This is a genomic window from Plantibacter flavus (genome assembly GCF_900177615.1).
GTDB lineage: Bacteria > Actinomycetota > Actinomycetes > Actinomycetales > Microbacteriaceae > Plantibacter > Plantibacter flavus.
Genome location: NZ_FXAP01000001.1, coordinates 585186 through 602294, shown reverse-complemented (window position 1 = coordinate 602294; position 17109 = coordinate 585186). Strand labels below are relative to the sequence as shown.

Here is a 17109-nt window from a genome sequence, read left to right as displayed (position 1 = left end):
CCCGTGGTGTCAGAGCGCGAGTTCGCCGAGCGTGACCTCGGCGGTCTGCGAGTCGTTGCCGCGGGTGAAGGTGAGCTTCGCCGTCGCCCCCGCCGCGAGCGCCCGCACCTGAGCGGTCAGGTCGTTCGCACCCGTGACCGGGACGCCGTTGAACTCGGTGACGATGTCCCCGGACTTCAGACCCGCGGCCTGCGCGGCGCCGTTGTCGGTGACCTTGTCGATGAGCGCGCCGGCGACCGTGCTCTTGGCGTCGCTGGAGGCATCCTTAACGGTCGCGCCGAGCAGGCCGTGGGTCGCCTTGCCCGTCTTGATGATCTCATCCGAGACGCGCTTGGCGATGTTCGCCGGGATGGCGAAGCCGACACCGATGCTGCCACTCTGCGACGACGAGTCGGTGCTTCCGGCGCTCGCGATCGCGACGTTGACACCGATGAGCTTGCCGGTGCCGTCGACGAGCGCGCCACCCGAGTTGCCGGGGTTGATCGCCGCGTCGGTCTGGATGACCGCGATGGAGATCGAGGAGGTCGGCGCGGTCGGGGTGGTCTGCCCCGGCACGTCGAAGTTCCACGGGCTCTGGTTGTCGCCGTTCGAGTCGCCGGATCCGCCGTCGTCGCTCGATCCGGAGTCCGGAACGGCGGAGGAGGCGACGGTGATGCTCCGGTTGAGCGCGCTGACGATGCCGTCGGTGACGGTTCCCGCCAGTCCGAGCGGCGCACCGATCGCGACGGCCGTCTCGCCGACGTTGAGCTTGTCGGAGTTCGCGAACTCCATCGGGCTGAGACCCGAGGCGTCCTCGAGTTTGATGACCGCGAGGTCGTAGATCGGGTCCGTGCCGACGATCTTGGCGTTGTACAGCTTGCCGTTCGCATCGGTGACCCGGATGGTCGGGTCGGCGACCTGGCCGTCCAGGGTGACCACGTGCGTGTTCGTCAGGACGTAACCGTCCTTGCTGAGGATGATCCCCGAGCCGGTGCCGGCGCTCTGCCCGCCCTGGACCGAGAGGGTCACGACGCTCGGCCCGGCCGTCGCGGCGATGGCCGTGGTCAGGCTGACATCGGCGTCGTCGTTGATGGTGAACGCCTTCGAGCCAGCCTCGTTGCTCGAGACACTCGACTTCGTCGCGTTCGTGACCCAGAGCGTCGCCCCGGCGCCGGACGCTCCTCCGATGAGGGCGCCGACGGCGAGCATCGCGACCATGCCCGCGAGCGGGCGGTTGGTCTTCTTCGTCCGCGCTGCCGGTGGCGTCGGGAGGCCAGGGTGCTGCCCGGTCGGCTGCTGGGCGTACGGGGACGCACCGTAGGGACCGTGCTGCTGACCAGGCTGCTGCTGGGCCGTGGGCTGCTGACCGGTGGGCTGCTGGTACGCGGCGTACGGGTTCGGCTGCTGCTGACGGGAGAAGGCTGCGGACGGGTGCTGCGGCGCCTGCTGGTACGACGAGCCCTGCTGGGCCGCGCCATACGGCTGATGCGTCGGCTGACCGGCTGGCGGTGCGACCGGTGGCATCGCGGTCGGGGGCGGGAAGTACGCTCCTGAGGTCGACGGCCGTGCCTCGCCCGCGGGAGGCACTGTGCCGCCCGCCTGCTCAGCGGGTGCGGACTGCGGCGCGGTCTCACCGTTCGGGGTGGACTGGGGGTGTTCGGCGGGCTGCTGTCCGTCTGCGGTGTCGGTCATGGCGATTCTGCTCCTTCCAAGCGCAGTCAGCTTCCCGTGCTGAGCTGAGTGTTTCATTCGCGCCCGCTGTGCGCCGGCTAGGGCTTCGCCGCAAGGACCTGCGCATGGTGTCCTAGATTGGGAGCGGCCCGCGCCCGCGGCCACGGAGGGAGATCGACATGGTGGTTGACGGACCCTGGCGGCGCACCGCCGAAGGCGCCGGCCTCGTCGACGAGGACGGACACGTCTCGTCGACGATCTTCGCGGAGATGAGCGCGCTCGCGCTGCGGACCGGAGCCGTCAACCTCGGCCAGGGGTTCCCCGACGAGGACGGACCCGAAGCGGTCCTGGCCGAAGCGGTCGCGGCCATCGAGCGCGGCGAGAACCAGTACCCGCCCGGCCCGGGCACCCTCGACCTCCGCACCGCGATCAGCGAGCACCAGCGACGGTTCTACGGTCTCCAGCCCGACCCGCAGGGAGAGGTGCTCGTCACCGCCGGAGCGACCGAGGCGCTCGCCGCGACCCTGCTCGCCCTCGTCGAGCACGGCGACGAGGTCGTGACCTTCGAGCCGTTCTACGACGCGTACGGCGGACTCATCGCCCTCGCCGGCGGCCGGCACCGGACGGTCAAGCTGCGCGCACCCGACTTCCAGCCGGACCCGGACGAGCTCCGCGCCGTCGTCACCGATCGGACCAGGATCATCCTGGTCAACACGCCGCACAACCCGACCGGCACCGTCCTCGACCGAGGGACGCTCGACCTGGTCGCCGAGTTGGCGGAGCGCCACGATGCGATCATCGTGACGGACGAGGTCTACGAGCACCTGACCTTCGACGTCCGGCACGTCCCCATCGCGACCCTGCCGGGTGCCGCCGGACGCACACTCACGATCTCGTCCGGTGGCAAGACCTTCAGCACGACCGGGTGGAAGATCGGCTGGTTGAGCGGACCCCGAGAACTCGTCACGGCCGTCTCGACGGTCAAGCAGTACCTCAGTTACGTCAACGGCGCGCCGTTCCAGCCGGCAATGGCGACCGGACTCCGACTGCCCGACGCCGCGTTCACGGCCATCGCCGACGGTCTGCGCGGCAAGCGGGACCTCCTGAGCGCTGGCCTCTCCGCCGCCGGTTTCGACACCTTCCGACCGGACGGCACCTACTTCATCGTGGCCGATGCGGCTCGGTTGGGCTTCGACGATGCTGCGGCGTTCTGCCGGGCACTGCCCGAGCTCGCCGGCGTCGTCGCGGTGCCGCTGTCGGCGTTCTGCCTCGACCGGCACGACCCGGACTACGCGTCACTGGTCCGGTTCGCGTTCTGCAAACGCATCGAGGTGCTGGAGCGGGCCGTCGACGGCCTCGCCCGACTCCGCAGCTGACGCTCCGATGCACAAGACGACGGGCACCGGATCGCTCCGGTGCCCGTCGTCTCATCGATCCGCTACTTTGTGAGCGAGTCCACGTACTCCTGGTTGTCGCTGATCCACTGCTTGACGACCGGCGCGTAGTCCTTCGAGTCACCCTCGTTGAACATCGCGTTCTCGAGCGAGAACAGTCGCTCCGAGTCGAAGTCGAAGTCCTTCAGCCACCCGGCGAGCGTCGGGTACTCGTCCGCGAAGTCGGCCTTGCCGAAGCTGTGGATGCCTTCGGCATCTCCGAGGGCGCCCTTCGGGTCCTCGAGGTCCTTGATCGGGAACGCGTCGTAGGCCCAGTGCGGACGCCACAGCGTGACGGCGATGTTCTCGCCGGCGTCGGTCGCGGCCTTCAGCTCCGAGAGCATGGCAGGAGTGCCCGAGGTCAGGAACTCCCAGTCGTCGAGGCCGTACTCGGGGATGACCTTGTCCTGGGTGGCCTCGGTCAGCCCGGCACCGGGGTCGATGCCGACGAGGCGGCTGTCGAAGAGGTCCGCGTTGGCCGCGAGGTCCTCGAGCGAGTCGACAGGGGCGTCCTCGTTGACGGCGATCGTGAGCTTGGCGTCGGTGTTCCAGGCGCCGAGGTCGACGACGTCGTCACCGAACTTCTCGATGTAACTCGCGTGCGTGGTCGGCAGCCAGACGTCGAGCGTCAGGTCGTAGTCACCGGTGCTGAGGCCAGAGAACACCGGGGCGGGCTCCGCCTCCTCGAGGGTGACGTCGTAGCCCTGCTCCTCGAGCACGGCCTTCCACAGCTCGGAGGCCGCGATGCCCTCGTCCCAGCCGCTGAACACGGCGATGGTCACCGCCTGCTTGTCGCCGTTCTCGAGCGTCTCGTCCGAGGCGCCCGCGGAGCAGCCGGAGATGGCGAGCGTCGCCGCCGCCCCCGCTGCGATGGTGGTTGCGATCTTGGTGCGGTACTGCATGTTCGATGATTCCTTTCGTCCCGCGTGACGCGGGGATCGGTGTCGTCGGATGGAAGCTGTGTGCCGGTGGGTCACCGCACGGTGGTCGGCGACTCGGCGGGCGTGCGCTGCTCCTCACCGGAGGCGGTGCTGTCGGTCGTCGTGGTGCTCGAGGCAGGCGCCGGTCGGATCCCGCCGGGCGAGGACGGGGCAGCCTTCGTGCCCTTCCCGCGCTGCTTGCGACCGCCGCCGAGGGAAGCCGTGAGACGGTCCAGGAAGATCGCCAGGATGACGACCGACAGGCCCGCTTCGGAGCCGAGCTGGATGTCGATCCGGGAGAGGCTCTTGACGACGTCGCCACCCAGGCCGCCGGCGCCGACCATGCCGGCGATGACGACCATCGAGAGCGAGAGCATGATGACCTGGTTGACTCCGGCCATGATGTTCGGCATCGCGAGCGGCAGCTGGATCTGGCGCAGGATCCGCCAGGAGGAAGCACCGAACGCGTTGCCGGCCTCGACGACCTCGCGGTCGACGTTGCGGATCCCGAGTTCCGTGAGACGGACGGCCGGGGCCAGCGCGAAGACGATCGTCGCGACGATGCCCGGGACGACGCCGATGCGGAACAGGATGAGCGCGGGGATGAGGTAGACGAACGCAGGAGTCGTCTGCATGAAGTCGAGCAACGGCCGGATGATCGACGACGCGACCTTCGAGCGCGCCGCCAGGATGCCGAGCGGGATCCCGATCACGATGGCGATGAGTCCGGCCACGAGCACGAGCGAGAGCGAGTCCATCGCGTTGTCCCACTGCTCGACGCCGACGATGATCAACAGCCCGACCGCGGAGCCGACGGCGAACACCGGGCCCCGTGCGACGAAGGCCAGCAGGGCGGCGACGATGATGATCACCCAGAACGGCGGACCGCTGAGCACGAGGTCGACGCCGTCGTACAGCCCCTGGAAGACGCTCCGGATGACGTCGAAGACGGGCTGGAAGACGTCGGTGATGAAGTCGACGAAGGCTTCGACCCACGCACCGATCTCGGGGCGGGTGATGGCGTCCAGGAACCCGGACGACTGGAGACGGATGCCGTTCATCGGACACTCCCTTCCGGCAGGCTCGCTGCCGGTTCGGCGGCGCTGGTCTCGATCGACGAGGTCACGTCATCGGGGTGCTGCGGGTCCTCCGCGGTCGACCGCAGGGTCGCCGTGATGAGCTCGACGGGCACCGTCGCCGGCGGCCCGACGAGGCTGATCTCGTCCGTGTTGGTCGAGACGTTGCCGACGGCGGCGAGCAGGGTCACCCGCGGGACGACGCCCAGCAGGCGCGTCCGCTCGTCCACGACCGCGACGGGCAGGGCACTCTCGACGGCGGACTCGAAGAGGTCGACGAGCGCCGCCTCCGGCGAGACCGTGGCGAGGTCGGCGGTGATGACGCTGCCGAGCTCGTGGTCGCCCGCGCGGACGAGACGCAGCACGTCCTTGTCGCGGACGACGCCGAGGAGCTGCCGACCCGGACCGACCACGAAGGCGGTCGAGGTCTGCAGGTCGCGCATGATGCGCAGCGCAGCCCTGGGTCCGGCGGATGCGGAGACGACGGAGCGCGCGGGTTCCATCACGCCACCGGCGGTCAGGACGCGGGCGCGGTCGACGTCCTGGACGAACTGGGCGACGTAGTCGTTCGCCGGGTCGGTCAGGATGTCGTTCGGGGTGCCGACCTGGACGATCCGGCCGTCGCGCATGACGGCGATCCGGTCGCCGAGGAACATCGCCTCGTTGAGGTCGTGGGTGATGAACACGATGGTCTTGCCGAGCTCGGCCTGCAGCTCGACGAGCTGCTCCTGCATCTCGCGGCGGATGAGGGGATCGAGCGCGGAGAACGCCTCGTCCATGAGGAGGATGTCGGTGTCCGAGGCGAGTGCGCGGGCGAGGCCGACGCGCTGCTGCATCCCGCCCGAGAGTTGGCCCGGGAGCTTGTCCTCCCAGCCTGCGAGCCCGACGCGCTCGACGACGGCCTGGGCCCGCTCGCGTCGTTCAGCGGCCGGCACACCCTTCACCTCGAGTCCGTAGGCGGCGTTCTCGAGCACCGTGCGGTGCGGCAGCAGGGCGAAGTGCTGGAAGACCATCGAGATGTTGTCCTGTCGGACTGCACGCAGCTGCTTCGAGGACACCCCCGAGATCGGCTTCCCGGCGATGGTCACGGTGCCCGCCGTCGGCTCGAGCAGGCCGTTGAGCATCCGGATCAGCGTCGACTTGCCCGAGCCGGAGAGGCCCATCACGACGAAGATCTCGCCCTGTTTCACCTCGAACGAGGCGTCGATGACGGCTGCGGTGGTCCCGCCGGAGGCGAGTTCGTCACGCGAGGCACCGGCCTGCAGGCGTTTCACGGCTTCCTTCGGCTTCCTGCCGAAGACCTTGTACAGTCCCGTCGCGGAGACGGCAATCGTTTCGGTCATGTGTTCTCCTGGAAGCGCACGCGGAACCGCGGTGCGCTCTTCCTGTCGATCGTCAGGCCGGGTCGAACGGCTCTCGATCCGCCCCATCGGCGCACTGATGGACAGCGCGCGGGCTCGGATCACGTGGGGCGACAACGGCTACCGCGTGGCGTTCGACCGTACGTCCAGCACGCCGTCACGGGGCGACAGGGGGCGGGACGCGGTTACGTAGGTCAGCCCTTGCGGGCCGTCGACAACGCTAACGAAACTCACAGCTGCTGGCTAATCGAGGATCCCCCAAAAGGCGGACATCGCGCACGGCCTCCATGGCAAAACCGAACATAGTCAGGGTTTTCCGCGGAACTCCTTCGTTATGCGTTCGTGACCTTCGCTCGGCCGGTGCCGGCGTGGATCGACCTCACTCCCCCACCGCGACGCCGATGAACGAGTGATCGAACACCAGGCTCGTGCGGGTCGAGGCGACCGTCGGATCGGCCGACAGGTGCTCGACGACGAAGTCGCGGATGTGGGCGCTGTCCCGCGCCGCGAGATGGATGACGAAGTCCTCGGAGCCGCCGAGGAAGAACACCTGCACGACCTCCGGGAGCTGTCGGATGCCGGCGCTGAACTCGGCGATACGGGCGCGAGCCCCTGCCCTGATGTTGACGCTGATGAGCGCCTCGAGACCGAGCCCGACCGCGACCGGATCGATACGCGCCGAGAACCCCGTGATCACGCCGCGGTCGACGAGCGACCGCACTCGGGCGACACACGTCGATGGGGCGATGCCGACGAGCTCCGCCATGCGGGCGTTCGTCATGCGCGCGTTCTCCTGCAGGAGGCGCAGCAGCGCGTGGTCGACCTCATCGAGGTCCGCGCGCGTGTGCAGATTGTTCGTCATTCTGCGCCCCTTCTGCGTTCCAATCGAATCATCATCGAATTCAAGCGTGAGTTCCGCGGAAGCTGCGGTGTTCATCCGTCTGAAACGCAGCAACCTCAGAATAGTCGCACACCGTCCACCGACGAGCGGGAGAGCCGAGCCTTGGCCCAGCCTGCGAGAGGAACCAGCCATGCGAATCGGCATCCCCACGGAGATCAAGAACAACGAGAACCGGGTCGCCGCGACACCCGGCGGCGTCCACGAACTCGTCCGACACGGCCATGAGGTCGTCGTCCAGGCGGGCGCCGGCCTCGGATCCGGCAATCACGACGACGCGTATCGCACCGCCGGGGCGACCATCGCCGCCGACGCGGCCTCCGTCTGGGCGGCTGGCGACCTCCTACTCAAGGTGAAGGAGCCCGTCGCCGCCGAGTACGGCTACCTGCGGGCCGACCAGACGCTCTTCACCTACCTCCACCTCGCGGCGGACCGTCCGCTCACCGACGCCCTGCTCGCCTCTGGGACCACCGCGATCGCTTATGAGACCGTGCAGCTCCCCAATCGCTCTCTGCCGCTCCTGCAGCCGATGAGCGAGGTCGCGGGACGGCTGTCGACCCAGGTCGGCGCCTACCACCTCATGCGCGCCACCGGTGGACGCGGGATCCTGCTGGGCGGCGTGCCCGGAACCCCCAAGGCGAAGGTCGTCGTCATCGGCGGCGGGGTCGCCGGCGAGCACGCCGCAGCCAACGCGCTCGGCATGCAGGCGGACGTCACGATCATCGACATCTCCATCCCTCGCCTGCGCGAGCTGGAGAACCGCTTCAATGGGCAGATCCAGACCAGGCCGTCATCGGCTTACGAGATCGCGGAGCAGCTCCGCGACGCCGACCTCGTCATCGGATCGGTGCTCATCCCCGGGGCGCAGGCCCCGAAGCTCGTCACCGACGCCATGGTGGCGGACATGAAACCCGGCTCGGTGCTCGTCGACATCGCTATCGACCAGGGCGGCTGCTTCGAGGGCTCCCGGCCGACGACGCACGACGACCCCACGTTCCGTGTCCACGACAGCCTCTACTACTGCGTGGCCAACATGCCCGGCGCCGTCCCGGAGACCTCGACGCGCGCGCTGACCAACGCCACCCTCCGGTACGCACTCGCCATCGCCGACCAGGGCACGGGAGAAGCGGTGGCGGCCGACGCAGCGCTCCGCGCGGGCGTCAACATCCATGCGGGTGCGGTCGCCAACGCCGGCGTGGCCGCGGCGTTCGGCCTCCCCGTCGCGACGATGGGCTGACCCGCCGCTCGCCGGCCGCGGGCGACCATTCCCGGAAACGACGAAATCCCGGTCTCGAGGAGACCGGGATTTCATCTTTTCTGTTGCAGGGGCAGGATTTGAACCTACGACCTCTGGGTTATGAGCCCAGCGAGCTACCGAACTGCTCCACCCTGCGGCACAAGAGATAAACCTAGCATGCATTCTGAGGGCGTGCAAATCGCGTGCCGTTGAGCACCCCGATTCCGGCCGAATCCCTCCTCCTGGAACGCCGAACGGCGCCGCCCGTCAGGGCGACGCCGTTCGGATTGCCGGCTCGGAATCAGCCGTTCAGCAGTGCGAGCGCCTGCGCCAGTGCGTCGGAGATCTTCTTGTCCGCCACCCCGTAGGCAGCCCAGTCACCGCTCGCCATGGCCGCGTCCTTCTCGACCATCGCTGCCTTCGCCTGGTCGAGCAGCGTCTTGATCTGCGCGTCCACCGTCGGGTCACCGGTGCTCGGGGTCGAGCCCGTGTCGGTTCCACCGCCGGTGTCCGTGCCGTCCGTCGGGGGCGTCGTGCTGTCGCCCGGGACGTTGGTGTCACCCGCATCCGCACCCGAGTCGCCGCCGAACAGGACGTCGAGCGCCTCGTCCAGCGTGTCTTCGAAGGCGATCTGGTCGCCGAAGGCGACGAGCACCTTCTGCAGGAGTGGGAAGCTCGTGTCGCCGGTGGACTTCACGTAGACCGGCTGCACGTAGAGCAGCCCGCCACCGACCGGCACGGTCAGCAGGTTGCCGTTCAGCACCTCTGTCTGGCCCTGCTTCAGGATGTTGATCTGGCTCGACACGCTCGGATCCGAGTCGAACGTGTTCTGCACCTGGCCGGGGCCCGGCACGGTGTCGTCCTTCGGCAGGGTCAAGAGTCTGATCTTGCCGTAGTCGGAGCTCCGCTTGCCGTCCTCGGCGCCGGCGTTCGCATCGACCGCGAGGTAGCCCGTCAACACGTTCCGCGACTGCTCACCGCCCTGACGCGGGATGAACGTGGAGTACAGGGAGAAGGACGGTGCGTCCTGCTCGGGCAGCTGCATCGTCAGGTAGTACGGCGGCTGGTACTTCTTCTCCGTGTCGGTCGACTGCGGGTCGTTGGGGGTGACCCACGCGTCCTCGCTGGAGTAGAACGAACCGGCGTTGGTGACGTGGTACTGGCCGAGCACCGAACGCTGGACCTTGAAGAGGTCGGCCGGGTACCGGACATGGCTCATCAGATCACCGGACATGTCCGACATCGGCTTGACCGTCGACGGGAACACCTTCTGCCAGGTCTTGAGGATCGGATCCTGGTCGTCCCAGCTGTAGAGCGTCACCTTGCCGTCGTACGCGTTGACGGTCGCCTTCACCGAGTTCCGGATGTAGTTGACGTCGTCGAGCGCGTAGTTCTGCGCCGGCGTGACCGAGTCGGAGATCGTGTCGGACAGGCTCACGGTCTTCGAGTAGGGGTAGCTGGCGCTCGTCGTGTAGCCGTCGACGATCCAGACGATCTGACCGTCCACCACGGACGGGTAGGGGTCGGAGTCGAGCGTCAGGTAGGGAGCGACCTTCTGGACCCGGGTGAGCGGATCGCGGTCGTAGAGGATCTGCGACTGGCTGTTCACGGAGTCGGAGAGGAAGATCTGCTCCGACTGGAACTTGAGCGCGTAGACGAGCTTCTTGAAGACGTTGTCGAGCTTTGGCCCGCCATCGCCGTCGAAGGTCGTGTAGGTCTGCGACTCACCCTGCGTGCCCGACGGGTAGTCGAGCTCCACCGGGTCCGCGCCCTTGGGAGCGCCGACGATGGAGTAGTCGGGCGACTGCTCACCGAAGTACACGCGCGGCTCGAAGTCGCCGAGCGCGCCGGTGGTGGGGATGCCCGACTCGAGGAAGACCGGCTCTCCGGAGGCCGAGCGCTGGTTGCCGTATGCGGCGACCAGACCGTACCCGTGGGTGTACACGACGGTGTTGTTGATCCACGACTGCGAGTTGTCGAGGCCGGCGACGTTCAACTCGCGGACCGCGACGACGGCGTCCTGGGTCTTGCCGTCAATGTTGTAGCGGTCGACGTCGAGCTGCTTGTCGAAGGAGTAGAACTGCTTGAACTGCTCGAGCTGTGCGACCGACGCGCTCACGAGTGACGGGTCGATGATCCGGATGTTCGCCGTGGTCTCCGCGTCCTGGCGGAGCGCACCGGGAGTGGCGTCGGTGGTGGCCGCGTACTCCTCCTCCTCGACGCCGGCGATCCCGTAGGCGTCGCGGGTCATGTCGATATTCCGCTTGATGTACGGCGTCTCGAGGCTCTTCGCGTTCGGCTCGACCTGGAAGCGCTGCACGATCCACGGGTAGAGGCTGCCGACGATGAGCGATGCGACGATGAGCAGCGCAGTGCCGACGAGCGGCAGACGCCAGCGGCCGGTGAACGCGGTGACGACGAACAGGACGGCGACCATGAGCGCGATGCCGGCGAGGATCACCCGACCGGGGATGGTCGCGGCGACGTCGGTGTACGAAGCTCCGGTGATGAGCGTGCCGGTGTCGTTCAGCGTCGTGTACTGGTCGAGCCAGAGGCTGACGGCCTGCAGGATCAGGTACAGCGCGGCGAGCACCGAGATCTGCACACGGGCCGCCATCGAGATCCAGACCTCGCGGCTGACCACCCGGATGCCTCCGTAGAGGTAGGTGACGACGGCGGTTGCGATGAGGGCGATCAGGACGACCGCCGAGGAGAAGGCGACCACGGCCTGGAAGAACGGCAGGTCGAAGAGGTAGAACGACACGTCGAGGTTGAACTGCGGGTCCTTGGTACCGGAGGGGGTCCCGTTCATCCACAGCAGCACCAGCTGCCAGCGCGAGGCTGCGGCGACACCGCCGAAGAGCCCGAAGAGCGCCGGGATCCCGTAGGTCGCGAGTCGGCGGAGCGGCTCGACCACCTGCTGGTAGCGGTCGACCTGCGAGCTGAGCTTCGCGTAGACCGGACGGGTCCGGTAGGCGATCTCGATGGCCAGCCAGACGGGGAGGGCCATCCCGACGAACCCGACGAGGAACATGGCGATCGCCGCGATCCACTGCGTGGTCAGGACCTCGGTGAAGCCGAGCTGTTGGAACCACAGCAGGTCGGCGTAGAACCCCGAGAACACGAAGAACCCGATGAGGAGCGCGGCGATGATCGCCACCGTGATCGCGATCGGGGCGCGTCGGCGCTGAGTGGACAGGGGCTTCTCTGCTGCTGCGGATGTCACGTGTGGCCTCTTCAGATAGGGGTCGTCCCACCTATCCTAAAGCGGCCGGGCTGGGAGAGCGCCCGAAGCGTTCAACCGGCCGAGCAGGTGGGCAGCTTGCTCGTGTCGGCTCCGTCCGCGATGGCCTTGAGCGCTGCGAGCGAATCGTCGAGGGTCTTCACGGCGAAGACCGTCAAGCCGTCGGGGACGTGTCCGGCGACCTCGTCGCAGTTGCTCTCCGGCGCCAGGAACCACTCGGCCCCGGCGTCCTTCGCGCCGAACAGCTTCTGCCGGATGCCGCCGATCGCGCCGACGTTCCCGTCGGCGTCGATCGTCCCGGTACCGGCGACGTCCTTGCCGCCGTTGAGCTCGCCCGGGGTGAGCAGGTCGATCATGCCGAGCGCGAACATCATGCCGGCGCTCGGGCCGCCGACGTTGTCGAGCTGGATGGTGATGTCGACGGGGAGGTCGTACGTGGTCTTGGTACCGATGCCGATCACGGTCGAGGTCGTCCCGTCGGACGCGGTCGCGGTCGTCGGCGTGATCTCGACGGTGCTCGCCGCTCCCCCACGCATGATGTCGAGCGTGACCGGCTTGTCCGTGCCGTTGGCGTTGATCGCGTCCCGCAGGCCGGCCAGGCCGGTCACCGGCGTACCGTCGACCGCGACGATCTCGTCGTCGAGCCGCAGCACACCCTGTGCGGGGGCGCCCTCCGCGATCTGTGCCACCACGATGTGCTCGGGAACCTCGTACCCGAGCTCGCGCAGAGCCGCCGCGACCGAGTCCTGCTGCGAATCGACCATGAGGGTCGCGTTCTGCTCGTCGCGCTGCTCGGTCGTGACGCCGGGCGGGAAGTAGAGGTCCATCGGCACGACGGCGCGGCTCGGGTCGAACCAGGCCGAGACGATGTCGAGCCAGCCCGGGCTCCGTTGCGGATTCCCGACCAGCTGGACCGTCAACATGTCGAGCGTGCCGCCGGTGTCGTAGGTCTGCTCGTCGTGGACCTCGATGAGCGGGACGTCGCCGTCGTCGCCCTCGGTCGTACCAAGCACGTTGAACACGGGACCCGGCTGTTCGATGACGTACGGCGCGGGTACGGCCGACAGCACGCCGAGGAGGACGAGCGAGAGGCTGAGCACGATCCACCCGAACCGGGCGCGACGATTGCGACCCTGACCGGTCGGCGCCGAAGCGGTGGGAGCCTCATCGGCGAAGAGCGACATGCAAGCCTTCCGGAGTGTTCGCGGTGGGCGGAAACCCGACCAACCATACCCCGGCGATTCTTCAGCGAGGTGCGACTAGCGTAGAAGGCCCAGCACCGAGCTATCTGAGAGGCGGCTGACGTGCCAGAGGATTCCGACAAGAGTCCGGAGGACGAGTTCCGCGACATGCTCCGCGAGCTCCTCTCCGGCAACGGTTCGTTCGACCCGAGCCAGCTCGCCGGCGCCGCCGGCCTTCCCAGCGATCCGGCCAGTCTCGCTGCGCTCATGTCGCAGCTCCAGGGCGCACTCCGCTCCGGTGGCGACGGCATCAACTGGGACACCTCGCTCCAGCAGGCCAAGACCATCGCCGGAGACGGCTCCCAGGACACGACCCCCGAACAGCGTGCGGCGTTCGAGCAGGCGTTCCACATCGCCTCCCTGTGGCTCGCCGACGTCACCGACGTGGCCGAGCTGTCGAGCGAACCGGCCCTGTACACGAGGACGCGCTGGGCCACGAAGACGATGCCGTTCTGGACGCAGCTCGCCGAGCCGGTGGCCACGAACATCGCGAACGCCCTGACCGGCGTGCTCACGGAACGCGCGCCCGAGGAGCTGTCGAGCATGATCGCGAACGCCGGACAGCTCGTCCGCGGCATCGGCGGCACGCTCTTCGCGATGCAGCTCGGACAGGTCGTCGGTCAGCTCTCCAAGGAGGTCGTCTCCGGCGGCGACATCGGCATCCCGCTGCTCGACGACAACGAGGCCGCCCTGGTGCCCCAGAACGTCGCCGACTTCGGCGAGGGTCTCGACATCCCGGCGGATCAGGTCCAGATCTACCTGGCGGTCCGTGAACTCGCACACGCACGACTCTTCCGCCACGCCCGCTGGCTCCGCCTGCACCTCATCTCCTCGATCACCGACTTCGCGCGCGGCATCCGGATCGACACCGAGCGACTCGAGGAGCTCGCCGAGAGCTTCGACCCGTCGAACCCCGAGGAACTCCGGGAGGCCATGACGAGCGGGGCACTCATCCCCGCCCGCACGGAGGCGCAGGACGCGAGCCTCGCCCGACTCGAGACGACGCTCGCCCTCATCGAGGGCTGGGTCGACGTGGTCACCGCGGCAGCCACCGAGCGCCTCCCCCGCTCCGCGGCCATCGCGGAGACCGTCCGCCGACGCCGCGCCGCCGGTGGACCGGCCGAACAGGCCTTGGGCGCGCTCGTGGGACTCGAACTGCGACCCCGCCGGCTGCGCGAGGCTGCGCAGATGTGGCAGCAGGTCACCGACGCCGTCGGCACCGCGCAGCGCGACGCCCTGTGGTCGCACCCAGACCTCGTGCCGACCGCGGCCGACATCGACGCCCCGGAGGCGCTCATCGCGCGCCTCGAAGCGGAGGCCAGGGGCGAGCGTCCCGAGCAGGACGAGATGGATCTCGCGCTCGAAGACCTCCTCCGTGGTGAGGAACGCGGCGACCAGCACGACGACGAGCCCGGTTCGGAGCCCTCCGGCCCGAACGGTGCCGGCGGTCCCCCGGTCTGATCCACGGCTACGCTCCACAGCTCGTCATTCCGGGCGGGCTGTGGAGAGTGCCGACGCGACCGGTCGTCGACCCGCCATCATCGATGGATGACGACGCGCCTCGATCCCAGGAGACCGCTGCTCTGGCGAACCCCGCACAGCCTGCAGGTGGGAGTCGATGAAGCGGTCGTGCTCGACAGCGTCCGGACCGAGACCGAGCAGGTCGTCGCGGCACTGCGTGCCGGCTTCCCTGCTCTGGTGGAACGACGACTGCCGGACGCCTTCGACATCCCAGCGCAGGAGTTCGATCGCGTCCTCTCGACGCTCGACCCGGTGATCGAGCACGACGACCCCACCTCCGGACCCACCGTGACGCACCGGGTCGTCGTGGACGGCGCGAGTCCGGCGGCCGAGCTCCTCCGACGCCTCCTCTCCGAGCAGGCGTCGGTCGGACTCCTGCCGCCGGAGTCCGGGTCGACCGGATCCGGGTCGCAGTCCGGCCACGTCGACGTCGCCGTCCTCGTCGCCGACTTCGTCATCCCGCCGAGTCGGTACACGCGCTGGCTGCGCGACGACGTCCCGCACCTGCCGGTCGTCTTCAGCGATCGTGTCGTGAGGATCGGGCCGTTCGTGACACCCGGTTCAGGGCCATGCCTGCACTGCGTCGAGCTGCACCGCACCGACGACGATCCGGCCTGGCCGGCCGTCGCCTCCCAGCTCCTCGGGCGCCGCTCGCCACTCGACACCCACCTCCTCGGTGCGGAGGTCGCGACCCGCGTGACCCGTCTGGTGCTCCGACACCTCGACGCGTCCCAGCCCATCCTCGCGAGCACCCAGCTCGTGGTCGACGCCGCGACCGGTGGGGTCAGGCGCCGCGTCGTCCGGGAGCACTCGAGGTGCGCATGCCGAGCTCTGCCAGGAATCGCGACGGCTCGCGTCGACCACCACGTTGCTGCGTCTCGGACCAGGACAGGTTGAGCAGCCGCTTGGCGCGCGTGATGCCGACGTAGAGGAGCCTCCGTTCCTCGTCCGCCTGCTCGAACTGTTTCGCGTAGGAGATCGGCAGATAGCCCTCGGAGAGCCCGATGAGGTGCACGGCCTCCCACTCGAGGCCCTTCGCCGAGTGCAGGGTCGCCAGCGTGACCGCCTCGACCGTCGGCTCGTGCTGCGCGGCCTGCCGCAGTTGCAGCTCATCCGTGAAGGCGCGGAACGAGGTCCCCTCCGGCGCCTGGTCGACGAGCCCCATGATCGCGTTGAGCGACTCCCAGCGGTCGCGCACCGCGCCGCCGCCGTCGGGCGGGGCCTGGCTCCAGCCGAGCGACCGGAGCACGTCGCTCACGGACTTGAACAGGGGCTCACCGCTGATCGAGACGGAGGCCGCGCGAAGCTGGAGCAGGGCCTGCCGCACCTCGGGTAGCTCGAAGAAGCGCTTGGAGCCGTGCATGACGTAGGGCACGCCGGCTTCACCGAGGGCCGTCTCCAACGCCGCCGCCTGAACGTTGATCCGGTAGAGCACGGCGATCTCCGAGGCCGGGACGCCCGCCTGCAGCTGCACGAGGATCTCCGAGGCCACGCCTCTCGCCTCGGACAGCTCGTTCGGGTACTGCCGTAGGCCGACCGCCGGCGTCTCGGGCCGTGCGGTCTGGGTGCCCTCGTCGTCGCGCGCGGTGGCCGCTGAGAGGTGCAACGCCCCCGGGCGACCCCGCATGAGCGTGTTCGCCGCGGCCACGACCGGCGGGGCGGAGCGGTAGTTGCGCTCGAGCCGGACGACCGTGGCGTCGTGGTACCTGGTCGGGAAGTCGAGCAGGTAGTCGGAACGGGCACCGGCGAAGGAGTAGATGGTCTGGCTCGCGTCGCCGACGACGCACACGTCCCGTCGTCCGCCCAGCCAGAGTTCGAGGAGCCGGTGCTGCAGCGGCGAGACGTCCTGGTATTCGTCCACGACGAAGAAGCGGTACTGCTCGTGCACCTGCATGGCGACGGCGGGCTCGGTCTCGATCATGCCGGCGCAGGCGAGCAGGACGTCCTCGAAGTCGATGCGCCGGCGCTCGTCCTTCAACTGCTCGTAGGTCTCCTGGAGCGAGACGACCTGCTCGAGGGACAGCTTGGCCGGCAGCGGCCGGTTCGACGCCGCGTACTGCTCGAGGGTCAGGCCGGACACCTTGCGCCATTCGATCTCGCCCGCCACGTCGCGCAGGGTCGCGGTGTCGACCCGCAACCGGAGCCGTTCGGCTGCGTGCCCGAGCACCCGGCCCTTGCTCTCGACGAGCGAGGGCACCTGTCCGCCGACGACCTGGGGCCAGAAGAAGTTCAGCTGCGAGAGCGCGGAGGCGTGGAAGGTCCTGGCCGAGACGCCCTCGGCTCCGAGTGCCCGGAGCCGGCCACGCAGTTCCGCAGCGGCGCGGCTGGTGAAGGTGAGCGCCATGACGCGCGACGCCGTGTACGTCCCGGTCGCGACCCCGTAGGCGATGCGATGGGTGATCGCGCGGGTCTTGCCGGTGCCTGCGCCGGCGAGCATGCACACGGGTCCGCGGAGCGCCTCCGCTGCGACGGCCTGGTCGGGGTCGAGTCCGGCCAGCAGTTCGGCCGGGCTGCTCATCGGCGACCCT

12 protein-coding genes and 1 tRNA gene are annotated in these 17109 nt (G+C 68.8%); 4 read left to right on the top strand and 9 right to left on the bottom strand.

What is annotated here, in order from left to right; translation table 11 throughout:
* Positions 1-9: 9 nt before the first annotated feature.
* Positions 10-1671 carry a trypsin-like peptidase domain-containing protein gene (locus B9Y95_RS02835; protein ID WP_085510544.1) on the bottom strand — a complete coding sequence of 554 codons (1662 nt, stop codon included), beginning with the start codon at positions 1669-1671 and terminating at the stop codon, positions 10-12.
* A gap of 158 nt (positions 1672-1829) precedes the next feature.
* Between B9Y95_RS02835 and B9Y95_RS02830 the strand changes: the two genes are divergently transcribed.
* Positions 1830-3026, top strand: coding sequence for an aminotransferase class I/II-fold pyridoxal phosphate-dependent enzyme (locus B9Y95_RS02830; protein ID WP_085510543.1), 1197 nt, complete (start codon positions 1830-1832; stop codon positions 3024-3026).
* Positions 3027-3088: 62 nt separating this feature from the next.
* Here B9Y95_RS02830 and B9Y95_RS02825 read toward each other — a convergent pair whose 3' ends face one another.
* The 4 genes from B9Y95_RS02825 to B9Y95_RS02810 all read right to left on the bottom strand — a co-directional run bounded on the left by B9Y95_RS02825 (position 3089) and on the right by B9Y95_RS02810 (position 7302).
* Positions 3089-3985: a glycine betaine ABC transporter substrate-binding protein gene (locus B9Y95_RS02825; RefSeq protein ID WP_079705563.1), complete on the bottom strand. Its 897-nt coding sequence runs from the start codon at positions 3983-3985 to the stop codon at positions 3089-3091.
* Between the two features lie 71 nt (positions 3986-4056).
* On the bottom strand, positions 4057-5064 hold the full coding sequence (locus B9Y95_RS02820; RefSeq protein ID WP_085510542.1) for an ABC transporter permease: 1008 nt from the start codon (positions 5062-5064) through the stop codon (positions 4057-4059).
* Positions 5061-6422 carry a quaternary amine ABC transporter ATP-binding protein gene (locus B9Y95_RS02815; protein ID WP_085510541.1) on the bottom strand — a complete coding sequence of 454 codons (1362 nt, stop codon included), beginning with the start codon at positions 6420-6422 and terminating at the stop codon, positions 5061-5063. Before B9Y95_RS02815 ends, B9Y95_RS02820 begins: the two co-directional genes overlap by 4 nt.
* Positions 6423-6819: 397 nt before the next feature.
* Positions 6820-7302, bottom strand: a complete 483-nt coding sequence (locus B9Y95_RS02810; protein ID WP_085510540.1) for an Lrp/AsnC family transcriptional regulator — start codon at positions 7300-7302, stop codon at positions 6820-6822.
* Positions 7303-7471: 169 nt separating this feature from the next.
* Here B9Y95_RS02810 and ald point away from each other — a divergent pair, with 169 nt between their 5' ends.
* Entirely contained in the window at positions 7472-8575 is a 1104-nt protein-coding gene (gene ald, locus B9Y95_RS02805) for an alanine dehydrogenase (protein ID WP_085510539.1), read from the top strand.
* An 83-nt stretch (positions 8576-8658) separates the two neighbouring features.
* Here ald and B9Y95_RS02800 read toward each other — a convergent pair.
* From B9Y95_RS02800 to B9Y95_RS02790, 3 genes are all read right to left on the bottom strand, one after another.
* Positions 8659-8732 (bottom strand) — tRNA-Met (locus B9Y95_RS02800).
* Positions 8733-8876: 144 nt separating this feature from the next.
* The gene (locus tag B9Y95_RS02795; RefSeq protein ID WP_234993939.1) at positions 8877-11801 is read right to left on the bottom strand and encodes a UPF0182 family membrane protein; all 2925 of its coding nucleotides are present in this window, start codon (positions 11799-11801) and stop codon (positions 8877-8879) included.
* A 71-nt stretch (positions 11802-11872) separates the two neighbouring features.
* The gene (locus tag B9Y95_RS02790; protein WP_085510538.1) at positions 11873-13003 is read right to left on the bottom strand and encodes a YlbL family protein; all 1131 of its coding nucleotides are present in this window, start codon (positions 13001-13003) and stop codon (positions 11873-11875) included.
* 165 nt (positions 13004-13168) lie between these two features.
* Here B9Y95_RS02790 and B9Y95_RS02785 point away from each other — a divergent pair, with 165 nt between their 5' ends.
* Together B9Y95_RS02785 and B9Y95_RS02780 are read left to right on the top strand one after the other, a co-directional pair.
* On the top strand, positions 13169-14521 hold the full coding sequence (locus tag B9Y95_RS02785) for a zinc-dependent metalloprotease (RefSeq protein ID WP_082916189.1): 1353 nt from the start codon (positions 13169-13171) through the stop codon (positions 14519-14521).
* An 87-nt stretch (positions 14522-14608) separates the two neighbouring features.
* Positions 14609-15478: a TOMM precursor leader peptide-binding protein gene (locus B9Y95_RS02780; protein ID WP_085510537.1), complete on the top strand. Its 870-nt coding sequence runs from the start codon at positions 14609-14611 to the stop codon at positions 15476-15478.
* On the opposite strand, the gene B9Y95_RS02775 is transcribed toward B9Y95_RS02780, so the two are convergent.
* Positions 15366-17099, bottom strand: coding sequence for an ATP-dependent helicase (locus tag B9Y95_RS02775; protein ID WP_085510536.1), 1734 nt, complete (start codon positions 17097-17099; stop codon positions 15366-15368). The genes B9Y95_RS02780 and B9Y95_RS02775 overlap by 113 nt on opposite strands.
* Between the last annotated feature and the right edge of the window lie 10 nt (positions 17100-17109).